Source organism: Clostridium sp. UBA871 (genome assembly GCF_002295255.1).
Lineage (GTDB): Bacteria > Bacillota > Clostridia > Clostridiales > Clostridiaceae > Clostridium_J > Clostridium_J sulfidigenes.
Genome location: NZ_DBFV01000004.1, coordinates 478,662 through 501,350, shown reverse-complemented (window position 1 = coordinate 501,350; position 22,689 = coordinate 478,662). Strand labels below are relative to the sequence as shown.

Here is a 22,689-nt window from a genome sequence, read left to right as displayed (position 1 = left end):
GATATTATAGAAAATACTTATTGTAGGCATTAATAAGTACTAATAGGACAATTGTATAAATTAGTAAGAATTCAATAATAGCATAAAAGTACTAAATACTGCGGATCTAAAGCCTTAATTAATGTTTCTAATAATAATATAATAGAATTAAGAAATTTAAATAAAAATTTCATGAAAGAGGGATAATTATGAAAAACTTAGCATTAAGAGATGCAACGGAGGTGGATGCCCCCATTATCGCTGGTCTTATATATGATACTGAGGAAACACCAGATCATATTTGGGGCCAGGGCACTAAAGAGGAGATTTTAAATAGGATTCAATGGCTAGTATTAAGTCAGGAATCTAGATATTCATATTTAAATATAAAGGTAGCAGAACTAAATGGAAAGACCTGTGGAGCTATAATTCTTTTAAACAGTGAAGAAATATCTCATTTAGATACAAAAACTAGTTTTGAATTACTTCATATGATAAAAGGAATTAAAGGAAAAATAAAATTTATAAAGGACCTTATTTTAGGAATGTACTTAAAAGAGGGTGGAGATAAAGAGCTTTATATAGCAAACTTAGCAACTACTAAAAAAGTTAGAGGTCTTGGAATAGGAAAAGAACTAATGAAGTTAGCAGAAAAGGTAGCTAAAGAAAAAGGATATAAAGGTTGTTCACTGCTAGCTAAGGATGAGAAAGTAAGAAAGTTCTATGAAAACTTAGATTATAAATTTGAAAAAGAAGAAAAGTATTTTTCTCAATATTTATATAGAATGGTAAAAATGGTTTAATGTTATATATGTAAATTACAAGGACTAAATGTCCATGATATATATTACCTATGAAAAAAAGTCTTGTCATTTAGAAATGACAAGACTTTTTTCATTATATATTGTTTCTAACTTTAAATACTTCTTTATTCTTAATATATACTCTAGGAATTCTGGATTTAATTCTGCAAAGAATTTCGTAGTTTATTGTGCCTAAGGCTTCTGCCATATCATCAGCATTAAATTTTAAGTCTCCTTCTCCACCTAAAATAATAACTTCATCACCAGTCTTTATATTTTCTATGTCTGTTACATCAATCATACACTGATCCATACAAATTCTACCTAGAATACTAGCAAATTTACCATTTACAATTACCTTAGCATTTTCACTTAATGCTCTAGGATAACCATCTCCATAGCCTATTGGTAGTGTAGCTACAATAGTTTTTTTATTGGTTTTAAAGGTTTTACCATAACTTATATACATATCCTTATGCAATTCTTTTACATGGGCTACCTTTGCTTTCAAAGTTAGAGCTGGTTTTACTGAAAGGTTATCCTTAGAAACTTCTTTAGAAGGGTAATAACCATAAAGTATAATGCCTGGTCTCACGCCATTTAAATAAGTTTCAGGCATATCTATAATTGCTCCACTATTAGAAATATGTTTTAATGGAAGTTCAATTCCAAGAGCTTTTAAATCCGCCATAACCTTTTTAAATTTAAAAAGTTGTTCATTGGCATAGGATTTGTCTTTTTCATCAGAGGTGGAGAAGTGGGAATATATTCCAATCACTTCTAAACCTTCTAAGTTATAAACTTCATTTATAGTTTTAACGGTATCATCACCAGGGAGAAATCCTATTCTACCCATACCAGTATCTATGGCAATATGGATTTTAACTTTTTTATTAAAGTTTAAGGCTATTTTTGATAGTTCCTTTGCATAATCTAAATCATATACTGTTTGCTCAATATCATAATTTATTAGATCTTCGCCTAAGTATAAAGGAGTATATCCTAAAATTACTATAGGAGCATTAATATTATTTTCTCTAAGCTCTATGGCTTCTGTCAGCATTGCTACAGCGAGTCTAGAGGCTCCATTTTCTAAAAGGGTAGGAACAACATCTACAGCTCCATGTCCATAGCAATCTGCTTTTACGATAGCAATGAGCTCTTTATCTCCGACTAATTTTTTTATATTTTTTGTGTTAGTGGCTATTGTATCTAAATTTATCTCTGCCCATACAGGTCTCATTATTTTTTCCATTGTTACACCTCGTAATTTCTTTCATTATTTCTAGTAAGCTATTTTAGTTATATTCATTAAGAATTTACTTCGTTATATCAAGTGAAACTTACCTTATACTATTATTTTAGTATAATTACATTAAATCACAAGAACCAGTTAGTACAGGATTTATTGATAAGGTGGTTTACTTAGTTTTTTTATATTATCACCAATTATTTTTATTCCTACTTTGATATCTTCATCACTTACTCTACCAAAGCCGATTCTAAAGCAGTCTTTGCCTTTGCCACTATTTATATAAAAGATATCACCAGGCATAAATAGTACATTATCCTTATAACATATATCTAGAAGTTGTCTTGCATCTATATTATTTTTAAGCTTAATAAATATATGAAGGCCACCTTCTCCAGTAACATATTCATAAGGGATGTATTCATTTATCATTTCCATAACCAGATTATACTTATCTCTATAATATTTTCTTACATTTTTTACATACCTACTAAAGGCTCCACTTTTTAAGTAATAGTAAAAGGAAGCTTGATCAAGGAAAGAACAGTGAATGGTTCTACCTCTTTTTACACTTTCTAAAACATCAATTAAATCTTTACTAGCTAAAATCCATCCAATTCTAAGGCCTGGAAAGAGTATTTTAGAAAGACTGCCAATATAGATTATACTATTGCCCATGCCACTTAATGATGCTATGGGATCGATGGGAGAGCTAGAGTATAGAAGCTCTTCATTAAATCCATCTTCAATTATAGGTACAGAGTACTGTCTAAAAAGATTATAAATTTCTTTTCTTCGTTTGGTTTTGGTTACAATACCTGTAGGATTATTATAAGAAGGGATTATATATCCAAATTTAGGATTATACTTTTCAAGCTTCATTTGTAAATCTTCTAAATCCATACCTTCTTCATTCATTTTTACCTGGATAACTTCAATTTCATGGGCTTTCATAATTTTTAATGCTGTATTATGGGTAGGTTCTTCACAAAGTATTATATCTCCTTTTTTAGTTAAAGAACCTATAATAATATCAAAGGCTTCAGTAAAACCGTTAGTGATTAATATATCTCTACCTTCAGTATTAACTCTTTTTTCCTCCATATACTGAAGAAAATATTGGATTAAAGGGGCATATCCCTTAGCATATCCATAGTTTAATAGGTTTTCTTCCTCATAAGTCCAAGCATCTAAGAGAGCTCTTTTAAAGTCATCCATATTAAAAAGACTAGGTTCAGGGGCAATAGATTTAAAAGAAATCATATTGTTTTTATAGGGAAGTTCACTTTTAATAATATCAAGATCTCTAAGGGTATCAGCATAATTGCTAATCATATTCATAAAATTAATATTATATTCTTCACAGGTATTTTCAGTCTCCATTAAAATAAAGGTACCAACACCCCTCTTAGTAGTTATTATTCCTTTGCTTTCTAGTTCTTCATAGGCAGCAATGACAGAATTTCTACTTATGTTTAAAAGCTTACTTGCTTCTCTTGTGGAAGGTAGTTTACTATCTTTTTTTAATTCACCCTTTTTTATTCCATTAATGATATGTGTTTCTAGTTGCATATAAATAGGTTCATCCCTATTAATAATTAGAGTAGAAAATATCATATTTAACACCACCTATTTTTATTAATTGTATTCCTATAAAAGTTATCATAATAATACAAAGTAAAAAAGATTCAAGTTTGCACTGGTTATCTTTACAAAACCAAACAAAAGAATCACTTAAAAATAGTTTATTAGAAAAATAAGTTAGTTTCAATAGAAAAACAAGAATAATTGTTGTAGAATATTAATAGAAATTTTGAAATACTTAGGAGGACATCATGAATAGTTTAGTTATTGTATTTTTATTAGCAGTAGTAGGAGGGGTTATTGGATGGGTAACAAACATATTAGCCATAAAGCTTATGTTTAGACCAATTAATCCAATTAAAATTCCATTAATAAATTTAGAGATAATAGGATTAATTCCAAAGAGAAAAAATGAAATAGCACAAAATATTGGGGAAGTGGTGGCAAAGGAATTATTGTCAATTGATGATATAATAAAAAATGCAATCACAGAAGAAGATAAGGTTATATTTAGTCAGTTAGTCAAAAATAAAATAAGAAATTTAGTGGCAGGAAAGATGGATTTTGTGCCAGCACCCTTTAGGATCATGGTTCAAGGACCTATAGATAACATTATAGAGGAAGAAGTTGATGGGGCTTTAAAGGAAATGGAAAGTGAAGCTGTTAGTCATATCAAAGATAAAGTAGATATTAAAGAAATGGTTGAAGAAAAAATAAATGAGTTGGATTTACAAGAACTTGAAAGAATTATTATAAATGTAGCTAAAAAGGAATTAAAACATATTGAAGTTTTGGGCTTTATCTTAGGAGCTGCAATAGGTATAGTTCAAGGATTAGTGGTTATGCTCTTTAAATAAGAATATACATAATTATAGATAAGCAGTTGATATAAGGTATAAAATATGATATGTTAAATTAAGAATTTAATAAAAAATCCACAGAATTCTGTGGGAGAGGTTCGTAACCATCCCTCTATAAAAAACTAGGGAATAAGACTTATATGGTCGTGCTATACCCTTAGTGCGACCTTTTTTAGGTTGTATTTTTTATGCCTTGGGATGGAGCTCAAGGCATTTTTTTATGGTTTCATTAAGAAAGGAAGAGAAAAGATGGACAAGAGAAAAGTAATAATAGATTGTGATCCAGGAATTGATGATTCATTGGCTATAATTCTTGCACTAAAATCAGAGGAGATAGATGTTAAAGGGATAACTATAGTATCGGGGAATGTCCATGGAAAAAAAGGGGCAGAAAATGCATTAAAGATACTTAAAGAACTAAATAGGTTAGATATACCAGTGTATCTTGGGGAATGCGAACCTATGGAAAGAAAATTAATTACTGCAGAAGATACCCATGGAAGTGATGGACTTGGAGAAAGTTTCTTACCAAGGGTAGAGGAGGTAACCTATAAAGAAGGTGCAGTAAATTTTATTCTAGATGAGTTAAAATCAGAGGATATAACAATTATCGCATTGGGTCCTTTAACTAATATAGCAAAAGCTTTAGAAAAAGATTGTGAAGTTACAAGAAAGATGAAGGAGTTAGTTATTATGGGAGGAGCTTTTAAGAGCTTTGGTAATTGCTCTCAAGTAGCAGAGTTTAATTTTTGGGTTGACCCTCATGGTGTAGAAAAAGTCTTTAAGGAATTAAAAAGGAATATTACCATGGTGGGATTAGATGTTACTAGACAATGTGTTTTAACTCCCAATTATATTGAGATGATAAGGCAGTTTAATGAACCTCTTGGAGAGCTAATTGTAAGGATAACTAAATTTTATGTGGACTTTCATTGGAACCAAGAAAGAACCTTAGGATGTGTAATTAATGATCCACTAGCAATAGCATATTTTATTAATCCTGAATTATGTTCTGGAAAGGAATATTTTGTAGATATAGTTACAGAGGGAAAAGCTATAGGAATGACACTGGTGGATGAAGGGGATTTTTATAGAGAAAAACCAAATTGTCTAGTGTTAACAGAGGTAAATTCAAAAGGTTTTATGGAAATGTTTCTAACAAGAATTTTTCCAAAACATAAAGAAGATATAATATCAATTTTAAATAATTCTAAATATGGACTAAATTAAGAGGAGGAAGGTTAGAAATATGAATAGTAAAAAGAATAAGGGAATTATTTTTATGGGTTTAGCAGTAGCTATAAACTTAGTAGGAGGATTTATAGCATTATCATTAAAACTTCCAATTTACATTGATACTATAGGAACTATTTTAGTTTCAATATTGTTTGGACCAGTAAGTGGAGCTGTGGTTGGAGGATTATCATCAATTATTAATGGTATAACCTTTGATCCTATTTCATTTTATTTTTTACCAGTACAATTAGTAGTGGGGATAGGTACAGGAATGTTATTTAAAGGTGAGAAGGTTGGAGTTTTAAAGTCGATTTTAAGAATATTATTAGTTACAGTTTTAGGTTCAGCAACAGCAGCAGTTATTGCTTCCTTTGTTTTTCAAGGGATAACTTCCTCAGGTTCAAGTATTTTAGTTGCAATACTTAAAAACTCTGGAATTAGTATTATTACAGCAGTTTTTTCTACTCAGATTTTTACAGATTTATTAGATAAAGCTGTGAGCTTTGGATTAGTTTTTACAATTATTAAAATGTTACCATTAGATATTAAAAGTAATATTGTTGGGTATGAATAGTATGGATAGATATAATATAATAAAAGGGAAGAATAAAAGAGAAATAGTATTACTAAAGGCTTTTCCATGTGTTTGGGGGAAGTGCACATTTTGTGATTATATAGAGGATAATTCAACAAAATCTTCAGAAATCAATGATATAAATAAAAAGGTGTTAAAGGAAGTAAAAGGAACATATGGTACCTTAGAAGTGATTAATTCAGGAAGTTGCTTTGAATTACCTATTGAAACCTTGGAAAGCATTAGAAAAATAGTAATAGAAAAGAATATAAAAAAGATGTTCTTAGAAAGCCATTGGTGCTATAGAAGTAGATTACAAGAAATGAGAGATTTCTTTGGAATTGAAGTTATTTTTAAAATTGGAGTTGAAAGTTTTGATAATAATTTTAGAAATTTAGTGTTAAATAAAAATGCTAGATTTAAAGATTATAAGGAAGTTAGAAAGTATTTTAGCTCAGTATGCTTAATGGTAGGTATAAAAGGACAAAGTAAAGAAATGATTAAAAGAGATATTGATATAGTATTAAGTCATTTTGATTATGGAACAATAAATATATTTACAGAAAATACTACGGATATTAAGAGGGATGAAGAATTAATAAGTTGGTTTGAAAAGGAATATAATTTCCTTAAGGATGTTAGTAAAATTGAAGTGTTATTTGAAAATACAGATTTTGGAGTAGGGGATTAATTTTAAGAATTGCCTTATTAAAAGATAGAATATACGAGGTGAGCTAATTACTCACCTCGTATATTATTATATTAACGAAAATTCAATAATCTTATCTAGTAAAGTTGAATATTCCATGTTAGCAGCTTTTGCACTTTTGGGGAATAGAGAATTTTTGGTCATACCAGGTAAAGTGTTTAGTTCTATTACATAGGGTTTATCATTACTTACCATTATATCTACTCTTGCGTAAGCTTTACAATCAAAGAGCCTATAACATTTTTTAGATATTTCATTGATTTCATTTTCAAGGGATTCTGAAAGAATAGCTACTTCCTCTAAGGTATCTGTATCATTGTACTTAGATTCATAATCAAAGAAAGTTCCTCTATGGATTATAGATAGAATAGGTAATGTGTCACCATTCAATAGGGGAACGGTGTACTCGCTACCATTTATATATTCTTCTATAATTATTTCATCACCATACTTAAATCCTTCTAAAATAGCATTCCTAAGTTCTTCACGGCTATAAACTAAAGAAATTCCAATACTTGAACCACCACTGTTAGGTTTAACTATCATAGGGTATTTTAATTCTTCTATCTTTTTTAAATTTACACCTTCGTGTTTGTATAGATTAATTCCCTTTGCTATAGGGATACCCTCAGCTTTAAGAATTCGCTTACATTGTTTTTTATTCATGCAAAGGGCACTAGTCAAAGGATTACTTCCGGAGTATGGAATTCCTAAACTTTCTAAAATACTTTGAATAGTACCATCTTCTCCAAATTCACCATGAAAGGCTAAAAAAGCAAAATCTAAATCACGAACTTTATCTATTACTTCTTTTTTAGAGTTTATAATCAAAGGAATTACTTCATATTTATCATTATTTAGGTTTTTAATTATTTCTTTTCCAGATAAAAGGGATATTTCTCGCTCAAAGGAAATTCCACCCATTAATACGCCTACTCTCATATATACATCTCCTCAAATTTATATTCTTATACTATAATAATATTTCAATGAAAAAAAATAGAAAGTACCATTAAGTAATGGATTTTAGATAAGGGTGGTTTAAGAAGGTAGCTAAATTTTAAAATTGTCATTTTATTTGTATTGCTAGTACATAAATGAGTTTACATTATATTATAAATTATATGGAATATAAGTACCGCATGGTGTATAATTATTCTCAATATAGGAATATAATGGATGACGTTGGTGTATGTATGAACAATTTATATAGCAAACATGAATTACATCTAAATCTATCTATGGATAGGTAAAATAAGTGTTTAAAATATATCGATATTTTATATAGGAGGAAAAATGAAAAGAAAGATATTTATAGGAATATTAGTCATAGTAGCAATAGGGATAATATGTGTCATTTATCCTAAACAGGGAACTTTTGAAGAGTTTATTATAAATAGGTATAACATGGATAATTGTACTAGTGTCACCTTTTTTTCTTTAAAAGGAGGAATTGATTCATCTGAATCATGGAATATATATAAAGAAGAAAAGACAATGAAATTTATAGATTATATGAAGAATGTGAAAATGAAGGAAAATAGAAGTAGTGATCATGGATGGGAATATTTAATGACAATTATAGGCTCATATAAGGAAGAGGGTTCAACAGGTCCAATAAGAATTGATATAGCTTGGATTAATGAAAAAGAGATTATGATAAGTTATAAAGGACAAAAAAGAAGGTATTATAAAATAGTAGATGAAGACTTTAGTATGGACAAGATTAAAGTATTACTAAAAGATGGGTAATGCTTTAGGGCAATATAAATAAGAATTTGTTAGAATAGTCCTTAGTATAATAATCCAAGAATTAAGAAATAACTAAGAATAATATATTTATTTTTAGTTATAAGTCTTTGATTTAATAAGGGTTAAGAGGAAAACTAAGGAAAGGAAGCTTGTTAACATATGAGTACTATAGTATGTGATTGCGTAAATATAAAGAGAAATTTAAGCATGTTAACGGATTTTTACCAATTGACTATGGGTAATGGATATCTAAAGAAGGGGATGAAGGATAGAATAGCATATTTTGATATGTTTTTTAGAAAGATCCCTGATGATGGGGGATATGTAATAATTGCTGGATTAGAACAATTTATAGAGTATATAAATACTTTAAGTTTTACTGAAGAAGACATAAGCTTTTTAAGGGAAAGAGGAATATTTTCTGAAGATTTTTTGGCGTATTTAGGAGAGTTTAAATTTCAATGTGATATATGGGCCATTCCAGAGGGCACGGTGGTATTTCCAAATGAGCCTATAATAACTGTTAGAGGGCCAATTCCTCAAGGTCAATTAATAGAAACTATGCTACTTTTAACTATAAATCATCAAAGTTTAATTGCTACTAAAGCAAGCAGAGTTGTTAGAGCATCTAAGGGGCGAAATGTTTTAGAATTTGGTTCTAGAAGAGCTCAAGGTTATGATGGAGCATTATTAGGAGCAAGAGCTGCTTATATTGGAGGTTGTTTTGGAACTGCATGTACAATGGTAGAAGAATTATATGGAATTCCATCTCTAGGAACCATGGCTCATAGTTGGATTCAAAGCTTTCAAAGTGAGTACCAAGCTTTTAAAGCTTATGCAGAAGTTTATCCAACTTCCAGTGTACTTCTTGTGGATACCTACAATACTCTTAAAAGTGGTATACCTAATGCAATAAGAGTTGCTAAGGAAATATTAGAGCCTAAAGGAAATAGATTAAAGGGAATTAGGTTAGATAGTGGTGATATTGCTTATCTTTCAAAGGCTGCTAGGAAAATGTTAGATGAAGCTGGCATGGAAGATTGTAAAATAACTGCATCTAATTCCTTAGATGAATACCTTATTAGTGACTTGTTACTACAGGGTGCTGAGATAGATATCTTTGGAGTGGGAGAAAATCTAATAACTTCTAAATCTAATCCTGTATTTGGAGGAGTATATAAGTTAGTAGCTATAGAAAATGAAAACAAATTAGAGTCTAAAATAAAATTAAGTGAAAATCCGGAAAAGGTAACTAATCCTGGTTTTAAAAAATTGTATAGGTTTTATCATAAGAAAACTAATAAAGCAATAGGTGACTTACTTACCTTAAGGGATGAAGTTGTAGATGAAAGTAAGCCATATATTCTTTTTCACCCTGTTCATACATGGAAGAAAACTGTTTTAACAGACTATTATGTAAAAGAATTACAAGTGAAAATCTTTGATAAAGGACAATGTGTATATTCATGTCCTAGTATTCAAGAAATTAGAGAGTATTGCAAAGGACAGGTTGAAACCCTCTGGGAGGAGTCTTTGAGGCTTAAAAATCCTCACAAGTACTATGTAGATTTATCTGAAGAACTATGGACACTAAAATATGATTTAATTAATAAATATTCCAATGAAGAAAGTAATCCTTAGAAAGCGTTAATTATTAATATATAAATATAAAAATGACTATATGATATGAATGTCACATAGTCATTTTATGGCTTCATTTATTTATTCATTAAAGGTAAGCTATTTAGATTTACAGAGTCTTTTCTATCACTAAGATTACTTAGGGTTTCATGACCTTTCTCTGTTTTACCTAATGAATCTATTAGTATATTTTTAGAGTTTTGGGTTTGAATTGTATGTTGATCCTTAACCTGTTCTTCGTTGGAGAAATCATCATTAATTTTTATATGATCTAGATCTTTATTTAAAGTAGTTACATAGTCTAAATCATCATCCATAGAAGAAATAATATCTTTTGGCTTAAATAGAATTTCTTCAAAGTTATTGTTATATTTGCTATTCATTATGAGCCTCCTTATAATATAATTAGTTTTTTAATATGTTTTTAGCTTTTACAGCACATCCCTGAACACAAGGAGCTATGTATCTAAATTTAGGGTGAGGTTCTTCTGTAGCAGCTACATATTTCATAACTATGCTATCCAAATTAGATGATTCAGTAAGTTTAAAGTATAGATATTGTTTCCTCTGTAATTTATTTATTTTATTTTTAAAGTATGAGTTTACCTTCATCCAATTAAACTGTTTACTTATATTTAATTGATTGAAACCTGTAGCATAGGAACCAGGTTCAATTAAGATTACAGGAATATTCACTCTTGGAAGTTGCTTAAGTTCTTTATTTAAACAATACCCAATGGATTCAAGGGCAAATTTAGTAGAACAGTAGGGCGATAAAAATGGTATAGCCATGCGACCAGTTAAGGAAGATAGAAATATAATTCTTCCTTTTCTTCTTTTTATCATTCCTTTTAAAACAATCTGAGTCAATTCTATAGGACAAAACACATTGGTTTCAAAAGTAGCTCTAAATCTGTTTACATCTATCTCAGCTACGGAGCCAGAATCTCCTATGGCAGCATTATTTATTAGTACGTCTATAGGTAAGTCTCTTACTTTTTCTCTATCCTCTTTACACAATACATCTAACTTAAAGCTTTCAATGGGAAGTTTCCATTTTCTATTTAACATATTTAATTTGTATGCCTGTTCATCGGTATGAGTGGTTGCATAAACATAGTGACCTCTACTGGCCAAGGTTATAGCTGCTTTACGTCCAAGACCAGAACCACAACCAGTTATTAATATGTGTTTCAATATTATCACCTCTAGGTTAGTATGTGTTTTATTTCACTTATAATTCTTCTTATACAAATAATGACTTATGGAAAATTATCCATAAGCCATTAATCAATAATAGATTGTCTTATTTTAAAAAGTTTTTAATAGCATTTATAGCAACTTCTCTATCATCAAAATGAAATTTTCTTTTACCTATAATTTGATAGTCTTCATGACCTTTTCCAGCAATTATAAGCAAATCATCATCTTTTAGTATTTTTAATCCTTTTTCTATAGCATTTTTTCTATTAATAATTTTTTCATAAGGAGTCATTGTAGATAACATTCCTAATTCTATATCATCGATGATTAATCTTGGATTTTCAGTTCTAGGATTATCAGAAGTAATTATACAATAATCTGATAAAGAGCCAGCTATTTTACCCATAATTCCACGCTTGGTTGTATCTCTATCTCCGCCACAACCAAAGACGGTAATAATTCGTCCACAGGTTATTTCTATTGCCATAATGAGGAGTTTCTCCAAAGCATCTGGAGTATGAGCATAATCTACTATTATATTTTTATTTAAGTTGTTTTTTATCAATTCAATTCTACCAGGAACAGGGTTAATATTGGGGAGTAGTGTTATAATGTTCTCAATGCTCATTCCTAAGGAATAGCATGCAGCTACTGTAGCTAATATATTGTATACGGTAAATTTACCGGGAATTTTTACATTAACTTCATTACAAGTTTTTTTAAAATTCACTTTAAAACTAACAGAATTCCTTCTATACATTACATCAGTAGCTTGAATATCAGCTGAATTTTCTATTCCATAAGTTAGTATTTTACATGGCACTTCTTTTATTATTTCTTTTGAAACATTGTCATCAATATTAATAATTCCTAATTTGCATTTATAAAATAACTTCATTTTTTCTCTTTTATATGCTTCCATGGTACCATGTTCATCTAAATGATCTTGAGATAAGTTGGTAAATATTCCTATATCAAAATCACAAAAATCTACTCTGTGTTTTGCTAGAGCAGAAGAAGTAACTTCCATAATGACACTGTTGGCATTATTATCTTTAAATTCTCTAAAGGCTTTTTGAAGTTCCAAAGCTTCAGGAGTAGTTGGAGTAGTTTTGCTAATATTTACTTTTTGATTGGTAAGTTTGAATCCTAAGGTGCCGATGACACCTACAGTTTTTCCAGTGGATTCTAATACATCTTTAATATAATGTGTAATTGTAGTTTTCCCATTTGTTCCTGTTACTCCTACAAGTTCTATTCCTTTTGAGGGCTCCTTATAAAATATATTACATATATTAGCCAAAGAAATTCTAGTATCTTTCACTTTTATCATAACTATATCATTATTTGAATAAATAATATCTTTCTCTACTAATATGGCAATAGCACCATTTTCAACTGCTTCATCGATAAGATTATGACTATCAATATTATTACCATTTATACATATAAATAAGGAGTTTGGCTTTATCTCTCTAGAATCATAACTCACGTTTTCGATGTTTATATCCACATATCCATTTATTAAAATGTAACTAATTTGATTAAGCAATTTATATAACTTCATAATTATTCCTCCGCAATTAAATAAACTCGTATATTCTTATTATACGGAGTAGATTTCCTATAAATAGTGTTTATATTGCTTAAAATAATGCAAAAAGTGCTTATTAAAAAATGATTTAGTGTTAAATAATTATTCATTTGATAAAGTTACAACTACTAATTCAGGACGATTAAATATTCTTTGAGGAGCGAGACTATTACCAAGACCTCTACTAACTACTAAGGATGTAGAGGTTAATTTATGAATTCCATTAGTATATTTGGGGAAAAAGCCTTGATCTGGAGCTATAATTCCACCTAAAAAAGGAAGGCGAATTTGTCCACCATGGGCATGACCAGAAAATACTAAATCTATATTTTCTTTGGCATAAAGTGTAATTAGCTCGGGTCTATGAGAAAGGAGAATAGTAAAATTATTTTTACTTTCAGTTTTTAAATTCCCCAATATTTCATTAAAGCTAAAAGGACAGTTAGGGTACTCGTAATTATCTATGGGATTAAAGCATATGTCTGCTAGTCCTAAAAGAGAAATAGTAACACCATTTAACTGTATATTTTTATGAATGTTGTCCATATTTATGACACCATACTCTTTAAAGATGATTTTTAATTCATCATATAAATCTGATCTTGATTCATGATTTCCAGATACATAGTATACGGGAGCTATATCTACAGCTGATTTAATGTAGGAAGTAGCTATATTCATATTATCTTTATTTGTTCTTCGGCTATCAATTAAATCACCAGTAATTACAATTATATCCGGGTTAATTTCTTTAGTTAAGGATATAAGATTTTTTTGATTAGCTCCAAATTCTTTATTATGTAAATCAGAAATTTGAAGAATTTTATATCCATTAAAACCACTAGGAATTTTTGAGTTTACGTAATCTATATTAGTTACAACTATATTATTATTTTGCCAATAACAGAAAGTTATAATAAATATTAGTAAAATCATTACAATTATTAATTTTTTTATATTCATATTACACATCCTTATATTAATTATTAGCATGTTCTATTATATTAAATAGCAATTTTAAAACTAATTTATTTATAGTATACACAAATAAATTTCTTTACTAAAGAGAAATGTACAATATTTAACATATATGTAATAAGTGCAAAATCATAATAAGAACTCCTTTCATAAGTCTATTTAGCCTTTATTGATATTTCTATGGCAAAGTGATAGAATATGAAAAAATGGAGGTAATATTATTATGTATAGCTTTAAAAATGACTATAGTGAAGGAGCGCATCCAAGAATATTAGAGGCATTAATCAAGTGTAATATGGAGCAGAGTGAAGGTTATGGAGAAGATATATTTACAGCAAGAGCTATTAAGTTAATTAAGGAAAAAATAAGAAGAGAAGATGTAGATGTTCATCTTTTAGTTGGAGGAACACAAACTAATCTTACTGCTTTATCAGCATTCTTAAGACCTCATGAAGCGGTAATTGCAGCAGATACTGGTCACGTGCTAGTTCATGAAACTGGAGCCATTGAGGCTACAGGGCATAAGGTTATTTCTGTAGACGTGGAAAATGGAAAATTAACCAGAAAAAATATAGAAGCTGTAATAGAAGAGCACACTGATGAACATATGGTAAAGCCAAAACTTGTATATATTTCTAACTCTACAGAAATAGGAACAATATATAAAAGGGAAGAGGTAGAAGAGTTAAGTGAAGTGTGTAAAAAACACGATTTATATCTCTATGTTGATGGTGCACGATTAGGCTCTGCACTATGTTCTAATGAAAACAATATGAAAATCTATGAATTGGCTCAATTAGTAGATGCCTTTTATATAGGTGGAACTAAAGGAGGAGCTTTAATAGGAGAAGCTCTTGTAATATGTAGAGATACTTTAAAAAAGGATTTCAGATACCATATTAAACAAAAGGGAGCTCTACTTGCAAAGGGAAGAATACTAGGAATTCAATTTGAAGAATTATTTAAGGATAATCTATATTTTGATTTAGCAACTCACGCTAATAATATGGCACAAATCCTTAAAAAGGGTATTAAAGATGCTGGTCACAGTTTTATGATAAATTCATCTAGTAATCAAGTCTTTCCTATACTCCCTAATAAATTAATTAATAGTCTTAAAAAAAAATACTTATTTTTGATTTGGGAAAAAATCGATAAAGAGAATTCAGCAATTCGTCTTGTCACATCTTGGGCAACAAATGAGGAAAAAGTATTGGAGTTTATAGCTGATGTGAAATTATATAATTAATATATAAAAAGATAGAAAACTAGATTTAACTAGTCAATTCTGTCTTTTTACTTTTATAACAATATAAGTATTAGATAGATAGTTTGAAGTTGAGTAAAAAAGTAAGAATATTATGCAAAATTATGATACAATTATTACATACAGCACTAAGTATGTTGTATAAATGTAATAAAATTCATAAAAAGGTATTGACAGTTACCTTACGTAACCTTCTATTATATTAATATAGGGTAAGGTATACGATTGCTTTGGAGGGATAAATATGAATAGTGATGAATTTTATACCACTGGGGAATTTGCAAAGAAAGCAGGAGTTACCATTAGAACTATTAGATATTATGATAGCAAAGGAATTCTTAAGCCATCATATACTAATAACCTAGGATATAGATATTACTCTGATGAAGATTTTATAAAATTAAAAAAAATCTTAGCTTTAAAGTACCTGGGATTATCCTTAGATGAAATTATAAGCACAGAAAATTGTGATTATAAGAAAGAAGATATGATGAATTCTCTGAAACTTCAGAAAAGTATTATTAAAAATAAGATGAATAATATGAAGGTAGTATTAAATGCTATAGAAACAGCTGAATTTAGTATGAATGAGAACTCTAATATGAAATGGGAAGAGGCTATTGATGTAATAAAATCTTTAGAGAGTGAGAAGGAATTACTGCAACGTAGTAGAGATGCATCTAATTTAAATGAAGGTGTGAAGTTAATGGATAGATTCTCAACAAATAGGTATGGTTGGTATCCATGGGTATTTGATAATATGAAAATCAAAAAGAAGGATAAGGTTTTAGAAATAGGTTGTGGTAATGGAGTTCTATGGGCTAAAAATATGGACAATCTACATGAGAGTATAGAGGTTACGCTAACAGAGATATGTGAAGATATGATAAATGAAGCAAAGTTAAATTTACGAGATAATTCTAAAAGGTTTAATTTTATAATAACTGATTTAACATCATTACCCTTTGATGATAATAGTTTTGATGTAGTAATTGCTAATCATATATTATTTTTTATGAAAGATATAGATTTAGCTCTGGCTGAGATAAAAAGAGTTATTAAACCTAATGGAGTAGTATACTGTTCTACTATTGGAAGTAATCATTTAAGGGAGTTACAAGAATTAATGTTAAGCTTTAGTAGTAATATACGCATATATGAAGATAAGTTATCTTGTAAATTTGGATTAGAGAATGGGGAAAAAATACTTAGTAAGTATTTTAATACAGTAGAGAAAGTTTTGTATGATGATAAGCTTATAGTTAATGACACCAATAATATATTAGAATATATCTATTCTATACCTGGAAATATATTAGACATTATTGATTCTAAGAAAAAAGAATTTGAAGGTTATATAAAAAAAATAATTGATAAAAATGGAGAAATTTTTATAACCAATAGTTTAGGTTTGTTCAAGGCTAAAAATAAATAGAGTGTAAACTTTTACTTGTGTAAAACAATATTACATAATTTAATTTATTACTTAGGTTATGGGATATTGATATTATAAATAAAAAATTGTTAATTTAAATAAAGTATTTTTAATTAACAAAATGTTGTATAAGAAAGGAAAGAATTATGGGAATAAATGTTACAAGCGAAATTAAACCATTAAAAAAAGTCTTGTTGCATAGGCCTGGTGCAGAAATTGAGAATTTAACACCGGAATATCTGGAGAGATTATTATTTGATGATATTCCTTATTTAAAAGTAGCACAGGAAGAACATGATGCCTTTGCACAGGTTTTAAGAGACAATGGAGTAGAAGTTGTATATTTACATGAATTGGCAGCAAAAGTAATGGAAGACCCAGATGTTAAAGATGAATTTATTAAAATGTTTATAAAAGAAGCTAAAGTAGAGAGTGAACAAGTTAAAGAAGAATTATATAACTATTTAATTAGTTTTAATTGCAATGAAGAGTTAATTAGAAAGACTATGGCTGGAATTAGTAAGTCAGAATTGAAGAAAGCAAAAGCAAGGCATTTAGAGGATTTTTTAAATGAGGCATATCCATTTATTACAGATCCAATGCCAAATCTTTATTTTACGAGAGATCCCTTTGCATCCATTGGAAATTCAATAAGCTTAAATAGGATGTATTCTGAAACAAGAAATAGGGAAACTATATATGCACACTTTATATTTAAATATCATCCTGATTTTAAGGGAACTAATAGGCTTTATGACAGAGATTTTGATTATAATATAGAGGGGGGAGATATTCTTAATATATCTGAAAAGGTTCTTGCAATTGGAATATCTCAAAGGACAGCTCCACAGGCAATTGAAAAAATATCAGAGAGAATATTCTTTGAAACACCAGATAGCAAAATTGAAACTGTATTAGCATTTAAAATACCAAAGACTAGAGCATATATGCACCTAGATACAGTATTTACTCAAGTTGATTATGATAAATTCACTATTCACCCACAAATAGAAGGACCTCTTGAAATATTTGAATTAACTAAAGGGGAAAATGGAAAAGTGAAAATTACTAAGGAAAGTATGACATTACAAGAGGTATTGTCGAAATATTTAGAATGTGATGTAAAGTTAATTCGATGTGGTGGAGGAGATTATGTAATTTCACAAAGAGAGCAATGGAATGATGGCTCTAATACTTTATGTATAAGACCAGGTGAAGTTATTGTATATTCAAGGAATTATGTAACTAACAAGATATTGGAAGAGTATGGGATAAAAACTCATGTTATACCATCATCTGAATTATCAAGGGGACGTGGAGGCCCTAGGTGTATGTCTATGCCTTTGATTCGTGAGGTTTAATAACACAAATATAACCAACATTTATTGTGTATTTTAAATTAAATAAAAATATAATATATTTGTAAAATAAAAAATCTTCTTTAAGTATCCAATAATTAAATACTGAAGAAGAATAAAATAAAATTATATAAAAAACAACATATTAGGGGGAGTATAACAATGGCAATTAATTTAAGAGGACGTTCATTTTTAAAATTATTAGATTTTACACCAGAGGAAATTAGATATTTATTAGACTTATCTAAGGACTTCAAAAATTTAAAGAGAGCTGGAGTACCTCATAAAAATTTAGAGGGAAAGAATGTTGCAATATTATTTGCTAAGGATTCTACTAGAACAAGATGTTCCTTTGAGGTAGGAGCTATGGATTTAGGTATGGGTGTTACTTATTTAGGACCTACAGGTTCTCAAATGGGTAAAAAGGAATCTATTGCAGATACAGCTAGAGTATTAGGTAGAATGTATGATGGTATAGAATATAGAGGTTTTGATCAAGAAATAGTTGAAGAATTAGCAGCTTATGCAGGAGTTCCAGTTTGGAATGGATTAACAACTGAATTCCATCCAACTCAAATGCTTGCAGACTTATTGACTATAGAAGAGAAGTTTGGAAGATTAAAAGGAATTAACTTTGTATATATGGGTGATGCCAGAAATAATATGGGTAACTCTTTAATGGTTGCTTGTGCAAAAATGGGTTTAAATTTTACAGCTTGTGCACCTAAAGAATTATTCCCAGCTGAGGAGCTAGTTGAAACTTGCAAGGAAATTGCAAAGGAAAATGGATGTACTGTAACATTAACTGAAGATGTTATGGTTGGAACAAAAAATGCAGATGTTATATATACAGATGTTTGGGTATCTATGGGAGAACCAGATGAAGTTTGGGAAGCAAGAATAAAAGAGCTAAGACCATATCAAGTGAATAGAACTGCAATGGAAAATGCTAAACCAGAAGCTATATTCATGCACTGTCTACCAGCATTCCACGATTTAAAAACTGTAGTAGGAAAAGAAATGGGAGAAAAATTTGGAATGACAGAAATGGAAGTTACTGATGAGGTATTTGAGTCAAAACAATCTGTAGTATTTGATGAAGCTGAAAATAGAATGCATACAATTAAAGCAGTTATGGCTGCAACTATAGGGCTATAATAATTAAACCCCTTCTTAAAATTAAGAAAGGAAGGGGTTTAACCTATTATTTAATTAGCTAAACAATAAAATATTATATTTAAGGCATAGATAAAAATATAGTAGTCTCAACATATTTTATATTTAAATTATATATGGGGTGAATTAAATGAAGGAACTAGTAATAGCTTTAGGGGGAAACGCCTTAGGAAAAACAGCTGAAGAACAATTAGATTTAGTTAAGCATACAGCAAAAACCATCGTTGATTTAGTAGAAGAAGGCTATAATGTAATTGTTGGCCATGGTAATGGTCCACAGGTTGGAATGATAAACTTAGCTATGGAATTTGCAGCAAATAATGGAGCAAATACTCCATTAATGCCTTTTGCAGAATGTGGTGCCATGAGTCAAGGATATATTGGATATCACTTACAACAATCTATTAGAACAGAGCTTATATCTAGAGGAATTAGAAAAAATGTTGCAACTGTAGTTACTCAAGTTGTAGTTGATGAAAATGATGAAGCTTTTAAAAACTTAAGTAAACCAGTAGGAATGTTCTATAGTAAGGAAGAAGCAGAAAAGATAGCTGCAGAAAAAGGATTTACATTTGTAGAAGATGCAGGTAGAGGATATAGAAGAGTAGTTGCATCTCCACAGCCGCAAAAAATTGTAGAGCTTGAAACAGTTAAACAATTAGTTGAACAAGGAACTATAGTTATTACTGTTGGTGGTGGCGGTATTCCTGTAGTAGAGGAATCTGATGGATCTCTTAGAGGTGTTGCAGCAGTTATAGATAAAGATAAATCAAGCGCAAAACTTGCAAAAGATTTAGATGCAGAAATGCTAGTTATTTTAACAGCTGTTGATAGAGTTTGTATAAACTTTAATAAACCAAATCAAGAAGAACTATCAGAAGTTAATCTAGAAGAGGCTGGTAAATATATACAAGAAGGCCATTTTGCTAAAGGTTCAATGCTACCTAAGGTAGAAGCATGTATGGACTATGTTAAATTTAGTAATAATGGTAAAGCTTTAATAACTTCACTAGAAAAAGCTAAAGAAGCTTTACATGGTATAACAGGAACTATAATAGAAAAATAATCGAATTTTATCTGGGTAAAACTAGAGTATGAGGATTTAAAGCATCTGTGAAAGCTGTTTTAAGTCCTCATTTTTATATGTAAATTTTAGTAAAGGTGATATAATTCTTTTATAGGGTGTTTAACTATTTTTATATTTTTATATTTTTATATTCAGTGAAGGTTAAAATCTATGAAGCTTAAAGCATGTAGGGAAAATATTATGGTGAACATTAACTAAAATAATTTATATTGGAGGTATATGAATATGATTACTATTGTAGCAAAAAAGACTATAAAAAAAGATAAAAAAGAAGAATTTAAAAATTTAGCCAATAAACTTATAGAAGAAAGTAGGAAAGAAACTGGATGTATAGAGTATGATCTTTACGAAGATTTAAGAAATAGTGATGTAGTTGCATTCATTGAGGTTTGGGAGAGTGAAGAAGCAATAAAGTTACATAACAATACAATACATTTTACTAATCTTGTACCAGAACTCGCTAAACTTCAAGAGGGAGAAACAGAAATAACTCTTTATAAAAAAATATAGATAGAAAGCCTATTTCAAAGATAATATTGAAATAGGCTTTATTATATTTGAGAAAGTATTCCTAAATTATAACTTGATGTATGTATAAAAATACATATTTTAATAACAGGCAATGGAATATATGAAAAGTTTAATATATTGAAATTTTTATAAAATATTCTTTAAAATGAAATGAAGTTTATTACATATATTATAAAACCTTTAAGTTAACCACATAATTATCCATTAGAACAGTGAATATTATAACAGTTATTATATAAAAATATATATATTCGATAAAATAAATATTAGTTTTCTATTGTAATTTTATTAGTTTTGGAATAAAGTAATAATTGCTGATAAATTTCTACGTTATATTAGATAGATACATAATAGAAATAGGGATTTGAAAGTAAAATTTGACTGAATGCTAATATAACATAAGTGGCATTTTAACGGAGGGGATTTATATGGATATTAACTTAATTGGAGTACCTCTTTATTATGGATGTGATAGAGCAGGGGTAGAAAATGGACCAGATGAATTAAGAGAAAATGGAATTAAAAAATTATTAGAAAATCATAAAAATAAGGTATATGATTTAGGTAATATTTATGTTAATAATACAAAGGATAAGCAACCTTTTGCGGCCGGAGTAAATGCAAAATACATTAATGAAATTATAGAAGTAACTGAGAATTTAGCTAATTCAGTTTATAGTTCCCTATGCGGTGGAGGTTTTCCTATAACTTTAGGTGGAGATCATGCTTTAGCTATGGGAAGTGTTGCTGGTTCAAGTAGATATTTCCAGGGAGATTTAGCTGTAATATGGATTGATGCTCATGGAGATATAAATACCTTTGAGACAAGTCCTACAGGAAATGTTCATGGTATGCCATTAGCTGCATCAATGGGTTTTGGAGATGAATCTTTAACAACTTTATATTTTAATGGTATAAAAGTTAAAAAGGAAAATGTATTTATAATTGGAGCAAGAGATTTAGATGAAGGTGAACTTCAATTAATTAAAGATAAAAATTTAACTGTTTGGACTATGGATAAAGTAATAGAAATAGGTGTAGATAAAGTGTGTAAGGAGCTTTTGGAAGGTTTAAAAGCACGAGGAATAAATAATATTCATATTAGCTTTGATATAGATTCTGTAGATCCAAAATTAATAAAAGGAACGGGAACTCCAGTTCCAAATGGATTTAATATAAATGATGCAGAGAAGTTATTAACTAGTATATTTAATACTAGATTAGTTAAATCTATGGATTTTGTAGAATTTAATCCATGTTTAGATGATACTGATACTACGTTAAAAAGTTGTATGGCATTAATAAAAAAAATAGGTGAATTAATATAGATATAAAAATTAAATAATTAAATCTGTAGAAATGTAGTATACTATGTTTAATGATATATATTTATATCTAAGTTAATCAAAATAAAAATGGAGGTAATAGTTATGCAAGTAACAAAGGAAATGACTATTGGGGAAGTAATAAGACAAAATGAGAAAGCAGCAGAAGTTTTAATGAGTTTTGGTATGGGTTGTGTTGGATGTCCTTCAGCACAAGCGGAAACTCTTGAAGAAGCATGTATGGTTCACGGATTAGAAATAGATGACTTATTAAGTAAACTCCAAGCTATTTAGGAATAAAATATAAGATTTAAAGACGCTACATAGGTAGTGTCTTTTTTTATA

General features: G+C 29.1%; 22 protein-coding genes and 1 riboswitch. Of the genes, 15 read left to right on the top strand and 7 right to left on the bottom strand.

Annotated features, from left to right (window positions below; translation table 11 throughout):
- Positions 1-188 precede the first annotated feature (188 nt).
- On the top strand, positions 189-782 hold the full coding sequence (locus B3086_RS08375; protein WP_346877443.1) for a GNAT family N-acetyltransferase: 594 nt from the start codon (positions 189-191) through the stop codon (positions 780-782).
- Between the two features lie 94 nt (positions 783-876).
- On the opposite strand, the gene alr is transcribed toward B3086_RS08375, so the two are convergent.
- Positions 877-2,037: an alanine racemase gene (alr, locus tag B3086_RS08370; RefSeq protein WP_346893184.1), complete on the bottom strand. Its 1,161-nt coding sequence runs from the start codon at positions 2,035-2,037 to the stop codon at positions 877-879.
- A 150-nt stretch (positions 2,038-2,187) separates the two neighbouring features.
- Complete coding sequence (locus tag B3086_RS08365; protein WP_346877445.1) at positions 2,188-3,651, bottom strand: PLP-dependent aminotransferase family protein; 1,464 nt, start codon at positions 3,649-3,651, stop codon at positions 2,188-2,190.
- Between the two features lie 218 nt (positions 3,652-3,869).
- Here B3086_RS08365 and B3086_RS08360 point away from each other — a divergent pair, with 218 nt between their 5' ends.
- From B3086_RS08360 to B3086_RS08345, 4 genes are all read left to right on the top strand, one after another.
- Positions 3,870-4,475 carry a DUF445 domain-containing protein gene (locus B3086_RS08360; protein ID WP_346877446.1) on the top strand — a complete coding sequence of 202 codons (606 nt, stop codon included), beginning with the start codon at positions 3,870-3,872 and terminating at the stop codon, positions 4,473-4,475.
- A 90-nt stretch (positions 4,476-4,565) separates the two neighbouring features.
- Positions 4,566-4,610: riboswitch (PreQ1 riboswitch) on the top strand.
- Positions 4,611-4,727: 117 nt separating this feature from the next.
- A complete protein-coding gene (locus B3086_RS08355) occupies positions 4,728-5,708 on the top strand; it encodes a nucleoside hydrolase (protein ID WP_346877447.1) in 981 nt (326 codons plus the stop codon).
- Positions 5,709-5,727: 19 nt separating this feature from the next.
- Positions 5,728-6,288, top strand: coding sequence for an ECF transporter S component (locus B3086_RS08350; RefSeq protein ID WP_346877448.1), 561 nt, complete (start codon positions 5,728-5,730; stop codon positions 6,286-6,288).
- Between the two features lies 1 nt (position 6,289).
- Positions 6,290-6,979 carry a radical SAM protein gene (locus B3086_RS08345; RefSeq protein WP_346877449.1) on the top strand — a complete coding sequence of 230 codons (690 nt, stop codon included), beginning with the start codon at positions 6,290-6,292 and terminating at the stop codon, positions 6,977-6,979.
- A gap of 66 nt (positions 6,980-7,045) precedes the next feature.
- Here B3086_RS08345 and B3086_RS08340 read toward each other — a convergent pair whose 3' ends face one another.
- The gene (locus tag B3086_RS08340; protein WP_346877450.1) at positions 7,046-7,939 is read right to left on the bottom strand and encodes a D-alanine--D-alanine ligase; all 894 of its coding nucleotides are present in this window, start codon (positions 7,937-7,939) and stop codon (positions 7,046-7,048) included.
- Between the two features lie 354 nt (positions 7,940-8,293).
- Between B3086_RS08340 and B3086_RS08335 the strand changes: the two genes are divergently transcribed.
- Entirely contained in the window at positions 8,294-8,749 is a 456-nt protein-coding gene (locus B3086_RS08335) for a hypothetical protein (RefSeq protein ID WP_346877451.1), read from the top strand.
- A 159-nt stretch (positions 8,750-8,908) separates the two neighbouring features.
- Entirely contained in the window at positions 8,909-10,390 is a 1,482-nt protein-coding gene (locus B3086_RS08330) for a nicotinate phosphoribosyltransferase (protein ID WP_346877452.1), read from the top strand.
- Positions 10,391-10,467: 77 nt separating this feature from the next.
- Here B3086_RS08330 and B3086_RS08325 read toward each other — a convergent pair whose 3' ends face one another.
- The 4 genes from B3086_RS08325 to B3086_RS08310 form a co-directional block, all read right to left on the bottom strand.
- Positions 10,468-10,773 (bottom strand): hypothetical protein, encoded by a 306-nt coding sequence (locus B3086_RS08325; protein WP_035132868.1) that lies wholly within the window; start codon positions 10,771-10,773, stop codon positions 10,468-10,470.
- A gap of 22 nt (positions 10,774-10,795) precedes the next feature.
- The gene (locus B3086_RS08320; protein WP_035132870.1) at positions 10,796-11,587 is read right to left on the bottom strand and encodes an SDR family NAD(P)-dependent oxidoreductase; all 792 of its coding nucleotides are present in this window, start codon (positions 11,585-11,587) and stop codon (positions 10,796-10,798) included.
- 109 nt (positions 11,588-11,696) lie between these two features.
- Complete coding sequence (locus B3086_RS08315; protein WP_346893182.1) at positions 11,697-13,160, bottom strand: UDP-N-acetylmuramoyl-L-alanyl-D-glutamate--2,6-diaminopimelate ligase; 1,464 nt, start codon at positions 13,158-13,160, stop codon at positions 11,697-11,699.
- 129 nt (positions 13,161-13,289) lie between these two features.
- Complete coding sequence (locus tag B3086_RS08310; RefSeq protein ID WP_346893180.1) at positions 13,290-14,150, bottom strand: metallophosphoesterase; 861 nt, start codon at positions 14,148-14,150, stop codon at positions 13,290-13,292.
- Positions 14,151-14,388: 238 nt separating this feature from the next.
- On the opposite strand from B3086_RS08310, the gene B3086_RS08305 reads away from it, so the two are divergent.
- The 8 genes from B3086_RS08305 to B3086_RS08270 all read left to right on the top strand — a co-directional run bounded on the left by B3086_RS08305 (position 14,389) and on the right by B3086_RS08270 (position 22,638).
- Positions 14,389-15,414: a low specificity L-threonine aldolase gene (locus tag B3086_RS08305; protein WP_346891758.1), complete on the top strand. Its 1,026-nt coding sequence runs from the start codon at positions 14,389-14,391 to the stop codon at positions 15,412-15,414.
- Between the two features lie 262 nt (positions 15,415-15,676).
- Positions 15,677-16,867: a MerR family transcriptional regulator gene (locus B3086_RS08300; RefSeq protein WP_346848034.1), complete on the top strand. Its 1,191-nt coding sequence runs from the start codon at positions 15,677-15,679 to the stop codon at positions 16,865-16,867.
- Positions 16,868-16,995: 128 nt separating this feature from the next.
- A complete protein-coding gene (arcA, locus tag B3086_RS08295; RefSeq protein WP_346848216.1) occupies positions 16,996-18,228 on the top strand; it encodes an arginine deiminase in 1,233 nt (410 codons plus the stop codon).
- A 159-nt stretch (positions 18,229-18,387) separates the two neighbouring features.
- Positions 18,388-19,383 (top strand): ornithine carbamoyltransferase, encoded by a 996-nt coding sequence (argF, locus tag B3086_RS08290; RefSeq protein WP_346877456.1) that lies wholly within the window; start codon positions 18,388-18,390, stop codon positions 19,381-19,383.
- 148 nt (positions 19,384-19,531) lie between these two features.
- Positions 19,532-20,467, top strand: a complete 936-nt coding sequence (gene arcC / locus B3086_RS08285) for a carbamate kinase (protein WP_346848036.1) — start codon at positions 19,532-19,534, stop codon at positions 20,465-20,467.
- Between the two features lie 246 nt (positions 20,468-20,713).
- Positions 20,714-20,998, top strand: a complete 285-nt coding sequence (locus B3086_RS08280; RefSeq protein WP_346848037.1) for a putative quinol monooxygenase — start codon at positions 20,714-20,716, stop codon at positions 20,996-20,998.
- Between the two features lie 449 nt (positions 20,999-21,447).
- Positions 21,448-22,347, top strand: a complete 900-nt coding sequence (gene rocF / locus B3086_RS08275; RefSeq protein WP_346848038.1) for an arginase — start codon at positions 21,448-21,450, stop codon at positions 22,345-22,347.
- Positions 22,348-22,449: 102 nt separating this feature from the next.
- Positions 22,450-22,638 carry a DUF1858 domain-containing protein gene (locus tag B3086_RS08270; protein ID WP_346848039.1) on the top strand — a complete coding sequence of 63 codons (189 nt, stop codon included), beginning with the start codon at positions 22,450-22,452 and terminating at the stop codon, positions 22,636-22,638.
- The last annotated feature ends 51 nt before the right edge of the window (positions 22,639-22,689 follow it).